This is a genomic window from Pseudomonas sp. H1h, assembly GCF_000633255.1.
Classification (GTDB): Bacteria; Pseudomonadota; Gammaproteobacteria; order Pseudomonadales; family Pseudomonadaceae; genus Aquipseudomonas.
On the sequence record NZ_AYMJ01000018.1, the window covers coordinates 1 to 11,971 of the forward strand.

Here is an 11,971-nt window from a genome sequence, read left to right on the forward strand (position 1 = left end):
GTTGCGCACTTGGCTGCGAGCCACGCCAATCAAGGCCTGTAGCGCGATGGGTGGTCTTTTTCGCCAAACAAGTGCGCAAGAAGTTGCGCAGCAAGGCCAAGTGCCACCATCGAGCGCTTGAAACGATCCGTCTTGATCGACGGTCAATCACTCACGACCACGCCGAAGGCGTACGAACATTCCCCACATCGAGTGAGAGCGACATGAAAATCCTGATGGTTTTAACGTCCCACGATCAACTGGGTGATACCGGCAAGAAAACCGGTTTCTGGCTGGAAGAATTCGCCGCGCCTTACTACGTGTTCAAGGACGCCGGCGCGCAACTGACGCTGGCCTCGCCCAAGGGCGGTCAGCCACCACTGGACCCGAAGAGTGACGAGCCGGACGCACAGACCGCCGCGACCGAGCGCTTTCGCAAGGACTCCGCTACGCAATCGGCTCTGGCCTCGACGGTCAGACTGGACGCGGTGCAGGCTGCGGACTTCGATGCCGTGTTCTATCCCGGTGGACACGGCCCGTTGTGGGACCTGGCTGAAGACCGCCATTGCATTGCCTTGATCGAAGCGTTTTACAACGCTGGCAAGCCAGTGGCGGCGGTGTGTCATGCGCCCGGCGTGCTGCGCCATGCCAAAGGTGCGGACGGTCAGCCGCTGGTCAACGGTAAGCAAGTGACGGGCTTCACCAACAGTGAAGAGGAGGCGGTAGGGCTGACCAACGTGGTGCCGTTTCTGGTGGAAGACGAGCTCAAGGCCAAGGGCGGGATCTTCTCCAAGGGCGCGGACTGGTCGAGCTACACCCGTGAGGACGGGCTGCTGCTGACCGGGCAGAATCCGGCGTCGTCGGAAGAGACGGCGTTCGCGCTGTTGTCGCGACTGCGCTGATAGCAGCACTTGATTCTGTGGCGAGGGAGCTTGCTCCCTCGCCACATTCAGATCAGTTTCAACCCCAAAACCCGGGCACACTCTTCAATCGAACGCCGCTGCGTCTCGGCATACAACCCGAGCTCATCAATGGTCGAACGCCCCAAGGCCTGTTCGAACGCCTGGCGGTTCGAGTGTTCGCCATAGTGCGTCTGCGCCGCATCACCAAGGTTCGACTGAAAAATCCCCGCCGCGCTGACCGGCAGGAAATCTTCGTACACCAGCGGTTCGGTTTTCACATGCCCATCGCGCAGCAGATCTTCCAGCGACGCCGGCGAGGGCGCACCCGCTGCCAGGCCTTTTTCCGTAGCGAAGTAGCGAAAGTACGCCAGATCCTGTGCGCGCATGCCTTCGACGCTGTCAGGAAATTCGCCAAAGTGTTGGGTCATCAGCGCGTTGTAACGTGCGGCGTTGCCTTCGTTGGGGAAGTCACCGAGTTCATCGCGCGCGGCATTCAGCAAGCGGTCATACAGTGCCCGACCTTTAGGTGTCAGCGCCGCACCGCGTTGCTCGATCTCGCCGAAACGCGCGCTGTGGCTGCCGTGGGTGCCGTGCTGGTCCGTGAAGGCGATCGGCTCGTCCAGCGCCTTGAAACTGGTTTGGCGCAGCAGGATCGGGCAGTGCCGGCGCGGCGGACCTTCGATCACCGCTTTGGGGGTGATGCCGTGCACCGGCATTTGCGCCTGAACGATGTCGATGTCCAGCGTGCGCGGAGTCAGGTGATTGATGTGCGGGCCTTTGAATGCCACCACATCGGCGATCAAACGGTGCTGGGCGCTGAGCATGCGGTACTGCTCAGCGGTGACGGTTGCGCTGTGATGCCAGCGAAAGGTCTCCAGTGCCTGCAGGACAAATTCCGCCGCCTCATGCTCATTCAGGCCACCGGCCGCTTCCGCCTGATCGATCAGCCTTAGCGCCTGCGAGGTAAAGATCGAGCGCTGGCTCAAAACCGATTCGGCGAACGTGCGCAACTCGGGATCTTCGATCAACTCCAGGCGCAGCAGCGAAGTGAACACCCGAAACGGACTGACCTGCAGCGCCGCTTCATGCACCGCGCGAAACGCCGTGGAGTGCACTGGTACGCCCGCCGGGGTCAGGTCGTAATAACCCACCGGTTGCATGCCCATCACCGCGAACAGGCGGGCGAGGGTCGCCAGCTCTTTGCCGGTGCCGACGCGGATCGCGCCATGGCGCTCCATGTCCAGGCGCTCGATCTCGCCGGTGCCGTGCAACTGCCGGGCGATGTGCGGCTCGCGTGCCAGCACCTCGCGGTTGGTCTGCTCCACCAGTTCCATCAGTGCGCCGTACAACGGCACTTCTTCGCGGTACATGTCGGACATCGCTTTGGAGAAGCGTTGGCGGATCAGGTCGGGGCTGACGAAAGGCTGCACGGTCATGAAAAAAATTCCTGCCACGGTCACGTAAAGAATGGAGGAAAAGATCGCAGCCTTTGTCGACGGCGGCAAACGAAGAATCCTACGGACTTCATTCTGCCAACGACTGATCCACCAGTTCTATCCAGTGCGAAACCTGCGTGCGGCCGGCGCCGGCCAGATGATGCTGGCAACCGACGTTGGCGGTGACGATCAGGTCCGGGCGCCCGCTCTCCAAGGCATTGAGGCGGTTGTCGCGCAGTTGCCGGGCGAGGGTTGGTTGCGTCAGTGAATAGGTGCCGGCAGAACCGCAACACAGATGCCCGTCTGGCACCGGCGTGAGATTAAATCCGAGGCGGGTCAGCAGCGCTTCCACCGCGCCGCCGAGTTTCAGCGCATGTTGCAGGGTACAGGGGCAGTGCACGGCGATCCGCCGTTGGCTGGCGGCACACACTTTCTCCAGTGGTTCTTGCGCGAGGATTTGCACCAGATCCAGCGTCCGTTCACTGATCTGCCGCGCCTTGTCGGCGTAGCGCGGATCCTGCGCCAGCAAATGCCCGTAGTCCTTGATGAACGCGCCGCAACCGCTGGCCGTCTGCACGATCGCTTCGGCGCCGTTTTCCAGGTGTGGCCACCAGGCGTCGATGTTCTGCCGGGCGCGGTCGAGGCCCTTGGCCTGGGCGTCGAGGTGATAGTCCAGCGCACCACAGCAACCGGCCTCGGCCACTGGAGTGACGCTGATCCCCAGCCGATCGAGCACCCGCGCCGTCGCGTCGTTGGTATTCGGCGACAGGCCCGGTTGCACGCAGCCTTCGAGCAGCAACACCCGGCGCGTATGGCGCGGAGCAGGGCGTGTGCCGGACACTGGCGCGCGTTGCGGCAATTTGCTTTCGAAGCTTCGCGGTAGCAGCGGCCGAAACGTTGTGCCGACCCGCAGCAATCCCTTGAACACCCCGGGGTTCGGCGCCAGTGCGCGCAAGCCCTCGCGCAACAAACGCTGGGCAGCGGGGCGCGGCACGGCCCGGTCGACCACCGCCCGGCCAATGTCGAGCAGGTTGTGATAGTCGACGCCGGAAGGGCAGGTGGTTTCGCAATTGCGGCAGGACAGGCAGCGATCCAGATGCAGTTGAGTCTGCTCGGTGGCCGGGGCGCCTTCGAGCACTTGCTTGATCAGGTAGATGCGCCCGCGCGGCCCGTCGAGTTCATCACCGAGCAATTGATACGTCGGGCAGGTCGCGTTGCAAAACCCGCAATGCACGCAGGTGCGCAGAATCTTTTCCGCCTCGGCAGCACGCGGCAGTTGTCGGGCTTGTTCGCTGAGGGTGGTCTGCATGGCTAGAACTCCGCGTACATCCGGCCGGGGTTGAACAGCCCTTGCGGGTCGAGTTGCGCCTTGAGCTGGCGGTGATAGCGCAGCAATGCCGGGGCCAGCGGCTGGAACGGTGTATCGCTGGCGCCATGGGTGAAGCAGGTGGCGTGGCCGCCGAGTTCCTGGGCGAGGATCTGAATGTGTTCGTGCTCGGATTTCAGCCAGCGTTGCGCGCCGGCCCAGTCGATCAACTGCTGGCCGGGCAAGTCCTGCGGCCCGAGATCGTTCGGCAGCGACAGGCGCCACAGCGGCAGGCCCTCGTCAAAAAATGCCAGGCGTTGTTCGTTCAAATCACGCCAGAACACCGAGTCCAGCGGCTCGCCGCCAAGGCGTTGATGGGCGGCGGTCACCGAACCTTCGCCACCCTCCAGGCGCAGATACAGGCTTTGCCCGTCATGACAGGCGCCGCTGATCGGCAAGGGTTGCTGGCCCCATTCGGCCAGTTTGGCCAGCGCCCGGGTGCAATCGAGGTCGAGGCGGATGCTCAGGCACTGACGCGGTTTTGGCAGGACTTTCAGCGAGACTTCGGTGAGCACGCCGAGGCAGCCGAAACTGCCGGTCAGCAGGCGCGAGAGGTCATAGCCAGCGACGTTTTTCATCACTTCGCCGCCGAAGCGCAGGTGCTCGCCGAGGCCGGTGATCACCCGGGTGCCGAGGACAAAATCGCGCACCGAGCCGGACCATGGCCGTCGCGACCCGGACAGTCCGGTGGCGATCATCCCGCCGACCGTGGCGCTGTCGCCGAAGGCCGGCGGCTCGCACGGCAGCATCTGCCCGGCCGCGTCGAGCGCCTCCAGCAACTCGCGCAACGGCGTACCGGCGCGCACGCTGACCACCAGTTCTGTCGGTTCATAGCGCACGATGCCGCGGTGCACACGGGTGTCGAGAACTTCACCGGCCACCTCGCGGCCAAGAAACGCCTTGCTGTTGCCGCCCTGGATTTTCAGCGGCGTGGCGTTGGCCCGGGCCTCGTTGACTTGATCGAGCAGGGCGCTGCTGGCGTCGACGTCAGCCATCAGAAGCGCTCCAGCTCAGGGAACGGCAGTTGCCCGGCATGAATGTGCATCCCGCCAAATTCCGCGCAGCGATGCAGGGTCGGGATGTTCTTGCCGGGATTGAGCAGGCCTTGCGGGTCGAACGCGGCTTTTACCGCGTGGAACAGGGTCAATTCAGCGCTGTTGAATTGCGCGCACATCTGATTGATTTTCTCGCGGCCGACCCCGTGTTCGCCGGTGATGCTGCCGCCAACCTGCACGCACAGTTCCAGAATCTTGCCACCCAACGCTTCCGCGCGATGCAGTTCGCCGGGCTGGTTGGCGTCGAACAGAATCAGCGGGTGCATGTTGCCGTCGCCGGCATGAAACACATTGGCGACGCGCAATCCGTATTCGGCGCCGAGGCGGGCAATGCCTTGCAGTACACCGGGCAACTCGCGGCGCGGAATGGTGCCATCCATGCAGTAGTAGTCCGGTGACAAGCGGCCGATGGCTGGAAAGGCGTTTTTGCGCCCGGCCCAGAAGCGCACACGCTCGGCCTCGTCGCGAGCCTGACGCACCTCGCTGGCGCCGGCCTGGGTCATGACCTCGCGAACCCGCAGGCAGTCGTCGTGGACGTCCGCTTCGACGCCATCGAGTTCGCACAGCAGGATCGCCTCGGCATCGACCGGATAACCGGCGTGAATGAAATCTTCGGCGGCGCGGATCGCCAGATTGTCCATCATCTCGAGGCCGCCGGGGATGATGCCCGCCGCGATGATGTCGGCCACGGCGCGGCCAGCCTTTTCCACCGAGTCGAAACTGGCCAGCAAGACCTTGGCGACTTGCGGTTTGGGCAGCAGTTTGACCGTGACTTCGGTGATGATCCCCAACAGACCTTCGGAGCCGGTGAACAGCGCGAGCAAATCGAAACCCGGCGCATCGAGGGCGTCGCTGCCCAGGGTCAGGCGTTCGCCTTCGATGGTCAGCACTTCGATCTTCAGCAGGTTGTGCACGGTCAGGCCGTACTTGAGGCAATGCACGCCACCGGCGTTTTCCGCGACGTTGCCGCCGATCGAGCAAGCGATTTGCGATGACGGGTCCGGCGCGTAATACAGGCCGAACGGTGCCGCGGCCTGGGAAATCGCCAAGTTGCGCACTCCGGGTTGAACCCGCGCGGTGCGGGCTGCCGGGTCGATGTGGAGGATGTTGTTGAACCGCGCCATCACCAGCAACAGACCTTTTTCCAGTGGCAGCGCACCGCCCGACAACCCGGTGCCGGCACCACGGGCGACCACCGGCACATTGCGTTGATGGCAGAGCTTGAGCAGGGTCTGCACCTGGTCGAGTCGCCGGGGCAGGGCGACCAGCATTGGCGTGGTGCGATAGGCCGACAGACCGTCGCACTCGTAAGGCTTGAGTTCGTCTTCGCGCCAGAGAATGTCGAGGTCGGGTACGGCGTGCTGCAAGGCCTTGAGCAATTGCGCTTTGTCGACCTCGGGGAGCGGCCCGTCGAGGCGCTCGTCATAAAGAATGTTCATCGCTGGTTGCCCAGAAACTCCCGATACAACCGCGCGGTGTTGGTCGGCTGCTCGACCATCGGCATGTGCCCGACGCCATCCCACACGTCGACCCGCAGATTGGCGATGCCCTTGCTCCAGATCGGTACGCTGCTGACGTCGATCAAGCGATCCTTGCGTCCCCACAGCAGCAGCGCCGGGCATTTGATCTCGGCGAGTTTCGGCTCCATCGGCGGGCTGGCGCGAAAATCGCGGAAGATCTCTTCCAGTTCGTCGCGCTGACGCTCATAACGCTGGGCGATGGCGTCCAGAACCAGCCCGGGCACCCACGGCGGCGAGGCCATGGTCATGGCATAAAACTGGCGGAACTCTTCGCGCGAATTGATCAGGAACGGGTTATGCCCGCGGGCCAGGTGGCGCTCCATGTCGCTGGCCTGCGGTGCGGTCACGCCGGCCGGATCGATCAATGCCACCGAGGCAATCCGCTCCGGATAGGTCGCCGCCAGCCACGCTGCGATGTAGCCGCCCATCGAATTGCCGATCACGTGGACTTTCTCCACGCCGCAGACGTCGAGCAGCTGGATCATGCGCTTGGCCTGCAGCGGGATGTCGTAGCCGCCACCGGCCTTGAAGCCGGTTTCACCGTGGCCGGCCAGGTCCGGGATGATCACCCGGTACTGGCGGACAAAATGCCGGGCGAAGCGCAGCCACAGGTTCTTGTCGGCGCTGTAGCCATGCAGCATCAGGATCGCGCTGGCCGCTTCATAGGGGCCACCTTGCCACGTCGATACCGTCATTTCGGCGATCGGCACCTCGATTTTGTGCAACTTATAGAGCTTGGCCTCGAGGGCCATGCTCAGGTCGTACAGCCAATGACCCACCGCCGGGTAACTCAACCAGCTCCAGGCCACGAAAACCGCGAGAGCGACAAACAGCAAAAGCATCGACGTCTTCCTTTTACGTGTTCAGGACAGAATGTGGTCAGCCGGTTTCAACGCCCGGGTCAACCGGTAGTAGCTGAAACTGAAGCCGGGAAAAATCGCGATCACATGACCGCTTTTGCTCTGATACCAACTGTGACAGCCGCCGGACTTCCATACCGTGCGCTCCATCTCACGGTGGATCATTGCAGTGTAGGTACGTTCCGCTTCGGGGCGTACTTCGATGCTGCGCAGGTTTTTGGCCTGCAGTGTGTGAATGCAGTCGAGGATGTAGTTCATCTGCGCCTCGATGATGAACAGCGCCGAGGTATGCCCGATGCCGGTGTTCGGTCCGGTAACGATGAACAGGTTGGGAAAGTCCGGCAGGCTGGTGCCCAGGTAGGCGCGCGGGTACTGCGCCCACACGTTCTTGAGCTGCACGCCGTGCTTGCCGGTCACCGGGTAGGAGACCACGCCGTCGGTGGCGTCGTAGCCGGTCGACCAGACAATCAGGTCAACCTCGATGTGTTGGCCGTCCGTCGTGGTGATTCCGCTTTCATCGATGTCGGCGATGCCTTGCTCGCGGCTGTGCAGTGTGACATTGGGCCGGGTCAGCGCCGGGTAATAGGTGCTGGAAAGCAGGATGCGCTTGCAGCCGATGGTGAAGTCCGGGGTGAGTTTTTCGCGCAACAGCGGATCCGGTACCTGTTGCTTGAGAAAGCGTAGCGCCTGGCGCTGGACCATGTGAATCGCCGGTTTTGAATATTTGAAGGCGATCACCCGGGTTTCGAATTGCCAGTAGAGCAACCAGCGCAGCAGTTTGTAGGCCGGCTTCAAGCCCAGCAGCCAGCGCTGAAAGCGTCCGAACGTACGATCGGGCCGAGGCAACACCCAATGCGGCGTACGCTGGAACACATGCAGATGTTCGACCTCGGGGGCAATCGCCGGAATCACCTGCGCAGCACTGGCGCCACTGCCGACGATGGCCACGCGTTTACCGCGGTAGTCGTAGCTGTGATCCCAGTTGTTGGTATGAAAAGTCTTGCCCTGAAAGCGATTCAGGCCAGGGAAGGGCGGTATTACCGGTTGGCTCAACGGCCCGCTGGCGTTGATCACGAATTGCGCGTGAAAGGTGCCTTTGGCGCTGGTGTACACGGCCCAGCGCTGTTGCACCTCGTCCCATTCGATACGTTCGACATTGACCTGCAGTTCGACATGTTCGCGCAGGCCGAAGCGGTCGATGACGTGTTCGGTGTAGCGGTGCAGTTCGGCCTGCGCGGCGAACATCTGCGTCCAGCGGTATGGCGCGAAGGACAGCGAGTACAGCGGCGAGGGCACATCCACCGCAGCACCGGGGTAGGTGTTCTGGCACCAGGTGCCGCCGAAGAAGTCGCGTCTTTCCAGCAGGCGAAAATCGTCGATCCCGGCCTTGAGCAAATTGACCGCCGCACACTGGCCACCAAATCCGCTGCCGATGATCAACACTCGGTAGGTCTGCATGGGCTTCCTTCTTATAGTCGTTTTTCCGTTTTCATCCTTTCAGGTATAGCTAAATATTTGCATTGTGGGAGTGGGCTTGCTCACGAAAGCGGCGGGCCATTCACCGATGATGTTGGCTGACCCACCGCCTTCGGGAGCAAGCCCCCTCCCACAGGAATCTGTATTCCAGGCAGTTGCTGCACTTTGCTCTGAGGCAACGAAACACAGTCGCCCCCTGACACACCACAATCCCCATGTGGGAGTGGGCTTGCTCACGAAAGCGGCGGGCCATTCACCGATGATGTTGTCTGCCCCACCGCCTTCGGGAGCAAGCCCCCTCCCACAGGAATCTGTATTCCAGGCAGTTGCTGCACTTTGCTCTGAGGCAACGAAACACAGTCGCCCCCTGACACACCACAAATCCCCTGTGGGAGTGGGCTTGCTCACGAAAGCGCCGGGCCATTCACCGATGATGTTGTCTGCCCCACCGCCTTCGGGAGCAAGCCCCCTCCCACAGGAATCTGTATTGCAGGCAGTTGCTGCACTTTGCTCCGAGGCAACGAAACACAGTCGCCCCCTCCCACAGGGAACTGTATTCCAGGCAGTTGCTGCACTTTGCTCCGAGGCAGCGAAACACAGTCGCCCCCTGACACACCACAATCCCCATGTGGGAGTGGGCTTGCTCACGAAAGCGGCGGGCCATTCACCGATGATGTTGGCTGCCCCACCGCCTTCGGGAGCAAGCCCCCTCCCACAGTGCGATTTATCGGGGTTGCGGTGGCTGGCCGGTGATGGCTATTTAACGGCTGCCTGTTAGACTTCCAGCACACGCGTCTGACGGTATGCGCAGGTTCCGTTGAGTGGTCGAGGCCCTTATGCGAAACAAGGGGGGAAAGGGACTTTCATTGGCCAGGAGGCTTTATACATCGCGAACCCTCGGGCTGGTGCTGGGGCTTTTGTGCGTGAGCGCGGCGATGTACCCGCTCGACCCGCCGCAGTGGGTTTGGGCACTGATGCTGTTCAATGGCCTGATCTGGCCGCACCTGGCGTTCCAATGGGCGCGTCGCTCCAGCGTTCCCTACCACGCCGAACACCGCAATCTGTTGGTCGACGCGTTTATGGGCGGCTTCTGGGTCGCCGCCATGCATTTCAATCCGCTGCCCAGTGCTACCACCATTTCGATGATGGCGATGAACAACGTCGCCATCGGCGGACTGCGTTTTCTCGCCGCAGGCCTGGCGGCGCAGATCCTCGGCATTGGCGTCGGCCTGGTGGTTTTCGCCCCGGCGTTCATCCCGCAAACCTCACCCTTGCAACTGTATGCGTGCCTGCCATTGCTGATGCTGTACCCGTTGGCGCTGGGCTGGATCTGCTTTCGCCAGGCCTACACGCTGGGGCTGCACAAGCGTGAATTGCTGGCCCTGAGCCGCACCGACAGCCTCACCGGGTTGCTCAATCATGGCGCCTGGAAAGATCAACTGGAAATCGAATTTCAACGCTGCCGCCGGCAGAATCAGGGCGCGGCGATTGCGTTGATCGACATCGATCATTTCAAGTCGATCAACGACACCTACGGTCACGTGGCAGGCGACATTGTGCTGCGACAGCTGAGCAAGATCCTCAAGCAGAACCTGCGCGCCGCCGACGTGGCCGGACGTTACGGCGGTGACGAATTCTGCGTGATCCTGCCGGACTTGCCGCTGTTCAATGCCGCGCAGGCCATGGAGGCGTTGCGCGAGCGTTTCGCCACGCTGGGTTACGAGCAGAATCCGGCACTCAAGGTCAGCCTGAGCATTGGTCTGGCGGCCTATGATCCGCTCCATGGCGATGCGACCCGGTGGCTCAACGATGCTGATCAGGCGTTGTACGAGGCCAAGGCCACCGGACGCAATCGGGTGATCTGCAACAGTGATAATCGGCCGAAGCGTGAATTGCTCGATTCGGTCTGACTGCCCACCACAATTCCCTTTGTAGGCGTGAGTCTGCTCGCGATTGCAATCTATCAGTAACCCGGGTTTTGACCGATATAACGCTATCGCGAGCAGGCTCACTCCTACAGGTGTTCGGTGTCCGCCGCAGAGATGTCGCATCCGGTATAGAGCCTTGCGTCGATGTCAGGTACGGTTTAATCCCCCCGACGCGAAACAAGGATCGATTCATGACGTTCTCATTTTCCCGCTCCCTGGTGGCCGCCAGCCTCGGCCTGTCCCTCGCCTTCAGCGCTGCCAGCGCCCTCGCCGAACCGCACAAGCAAGTACTGGCCGACGCCGAACAGTATCAGCCCGAAGCCCTGAAGCTGCTGGAACGCTTGGTCAATATCGACTCCGGTTCCGGTTACGAACCCGGCCTGAAACAAGTCAGTGAGATCGCCATCGACGAGTTGAAAAAACTCGGCGCGACCATCGAGTTGGTGCCCAATACCCCGGAAAAATCCAACCACGTATTGGCCACCTTCAAGGGCACCGGCAAGGCGAAAATCCTCCTGATGGCGCACATGGACACGGTGTTCAAGGAAGGCTCCGCCGCCGAGCGCCCGTTCCGCATCAAGGACGGCCGCGCCTACGGGCCAGGGGTGATGGACGACAAGGGCGGCATCGTCGCCGGGATCTATGCGCTGAAGATTCTGAAAAACCTCGACTTCAAGGACTACGCGCAAATCACTTTCCTGCTCGACGCCAGCGAAGAAACCGGCTCGGACGTCGCCACCGACCTGATCAAGAAAACCGCCAAGGATCACGACGTGACCCTCAACCTTGAACCGGGTCGTCCGGCCGATGGCCTGGTGGTGTGGCGCAAGGGCAGCGCGACGGCGCTGGTCGAGGTCAAAGGTAAAGCGGCACATGCCGGAGTCGCGCCGGAACTGGGGCGTAACGCGGCGATGGAAGCTGCACACCAGATTCTGCAACTGGGCAAACTCGGCGATGAGGCGAAGAAAACCACGATCAATTTCACCGTGCTCCAGGCCGGTGATCGCACCAACGTGATTCCCGACCACGCCACGGCCAAGGCTGACGTGCGTGCGGCAGTGCCGGAAGAGTTCGACCGGATCGAGAAAGACCTCGCCCGCGTCTCGCAGGACAAGCTGATCGCGGAAACCGAAGTGACCACCAGCCTCAAACGCGGTTTGCCGCCGATGCCGCAGACGGCAGAGTCGGATCGCTTGATGGCAATGGCGCAGGGGATTTATGGCGAGATCGGCCGTAAGTTGACCGAGGAGGGTAGCGGTGGCGCGGCGGATGCCAGCCTGTCAGCCGGAGTCGGCACACCGACGCTGGATGGGTTCGGAATTGTCGGCGGCAATATTCACACGCCGGAGGAATACGCCGAAGTGGCGAGCGTGACGCCGCGGATTTATCTGTTGTCGAGGATGATCATGGAGCTGGCCAAGCGCTGACAGGCAGTGGAAACCCGTCCGG

9 protein-coding genes are annotated in these 11,971 nt (G+C 62.1%); 3 read left to right on the forward strand and 6 right to left on the reverse strand.

Annotated features, from left to right (window positions below; all coding sequences use genetic code 11):
• The first annotated feature begins 203 nt into the window (after nucleotides 1–203).
• Nucleotides 204–881 carry a type 1 glutamine amidotransferase domain-containing protein gene (locus U862_RS0115620; RefSeq protein WP_025111241.1) on the forward strand — a complete coding sequence of 226 codons (678 nt, stop codon included), beginning with the start codon at nucleotides 204–206 and terminating at the stop codon, nucleotides 879–881.
• 47 nt (nucleotides 882–928) lie between these two features.
• On the opposite strand, the gene U862_RS0115625 is transcribed toward U862_RS0115620, so the two are convergent.
• The 6 genes from U862_RS0115625 to U862_RS0115650 all read right to left on the reverse strand — a co-directional run bounded on the left by U862_RS0115625 (nucleotide 929) and on the right by U862_RS0115650 (nucleotide 8,576).
• Nucleotides 929–2,317: a VOC family protein gene (locus U862_RS0115625; protein ID WP_025111242.1), complete on the reverse strand. Its 1,389-nt coding sequence runs from the start codon at nucleotides 2,315–2,317 to the stop codon at nucleotides 929–931.
• Nucleotides 2,318–2,405: 88 nt separating this feature from the next.
• Nucleotides 2,406–3,626 (reverse strand): glycolate oxidase subunit GlcF, encoded by a 1,221-nt coding sequence (gene glcF / locus U862_RS0115630; protein WP_025111243.1) that lies wholly within the window; start codon nucleotides 3,624–3,626, stop codon nucleotides 2,406–2,408.
• Nucleotides 3,627–3,628: 2 nt separating this feature from the next.
• On the reverse strand, nucleotides 3,629–4,678 hold the full coding sequence (glcE, locus tag U862_RS0115635; protein ID WP_025111244.1) for a glycolate oxidase subunit GlcE: 1,050 nt from the start codon (nucleotides 4,676–4,678) through the stop codon (nucleotides 3,629–3,631).
• Nucleotides 4,678–6,177 (reverse strand): glycolate oxidase subunit GlcD, encoded by a 1,500-nt coding sequence (gene glcD, locus U862_RS0115640; protein WP_025111245.1) that lies wholly within the window; start codon nucleotides 6,175–6,177, stop codon nucleotides 4,678–4,680. The genes glcE and glcD overlap by 1 nt, the downstream gene beginning before the upstream one ends.
• On the reverse strand, nucleotides 6,174–7,100 hold the full coding sequence (locus U862_RS0115645) for an alpha/beta fold hydrolase (protein WP_025111246.1): 927 nt from the start codon (nucleotides 7,098–7,100) through the stop codon (nucleotides 6,174–6,176). Before U862_RS0115645 ends, glcD begins: the two co-directional genes overlap by 4 nt.
• Nucleotides 7,101–7,121: 21 nt before the next feature.
• Entirely contained in the window at nucleotides 7,122–8,576 is a 1,455-nt protein-coding gene (locus U862_RS0115650) for an NAD(P)/FAD-dependent oxidoreductase (RefSeq protein ID WP_025111247.1), read from the reverse strand.
• 854 nt (nucleotides 8,577–9,430) lie between these two features.
• On the opposite strand from U862_RS0115650, the gene U862_RS0115655 reads away from it, so the two are divergent.
• Nucleotides 9,431–10,504, forward strand: coding sequence for a diguanylate cyclase (locus U862_RS0115655; protein ID WP_025111248.1), 1,074 nt, complete (start codon nucleotides 9,431–9,433; stop codon nucleotides 10,502–10,504).
• Between the two features lie 209 nt (nucleotides 10,505–10,713).
• A complete protein-coding gene (locus U862_RS0115660) occupies nucleotides 10,714–11,949 on the forward strand; it encodes a M20/M25/M40 family metallo-hydrolase (protein ID WP_025111249.1) in 1,236 nt (411 codons plus the stop codon).
• Nucleotides 11,950–11,971: the final 22 nt, after the last annotated feature.

Excerpts from the sequence above, each read along its gene's own strand:
- glcD (WP_025111245.1), bottom strand. The coding sequence starts at position 6,177 with ATGAACATTCTTTATGACGAGCGCCTCGACGGGCCGCTCCCCGAGGTC.
- glcE (WP_025111244.1), bottom strand. The coding sequence starts at position 4,678 with ATGGCTGACGTCGACGCCAGCAGCGCCCTGCTCGATCAAGTCAACGAG.
- U862_RS0115620 (WP_025111241.1), top strand. The coding sequence starts at position 204 with ATGAAAATCCTGATGGTTTTAACGTCCCACGATCAACTGGGTGATACC.
- U862_RS0115660 (WP_025111249.1), top strand. The coding sequence starts at position 10,714 with ATGACGTTCTCATTTTCCCGCTCCCTGGTGGCCGCCAGCCTCGGCCTG.
- U862_RS0115625 (WP_025111242.1), bottom strand. The coding sequence starts at position 2,317 with ATGACCGTGCAGCCTTTCGTCAGCCCCGACCTGATCCGCCAACGCTTC.
- U862_RS0115650 (WP_025111247.1), bottom strand. The coding sequence starts at position 8,576 with ATGCAGACCTACCGAGTGTTGATCATCGGCAGCGGATTTGGTGGCCAG.
- U862_RS0115645 (WP_025111246.1), bottom strand. The coding sequence starts at position 7,100 with ATGCTTTTGCTGTTTGTCGCTCTCGCGGTTTTCGTGGCCTGGAGCTGG.
- glcF (WP_025111243.1), bottom strand. The coding sequence starts at position 3,626 with ATGCAGACCACCCTCAGCGAACAAGCCCGACAACTGCCGCGTGCTGCC.
- U862_RS0115655 (WP_025111248.1), top strand. The coding sequence starts at position 9,431 with ATGCGAAACAAGGGGGGAAAGGGACTTTCATTGGCCAGGAGGCTTTAT.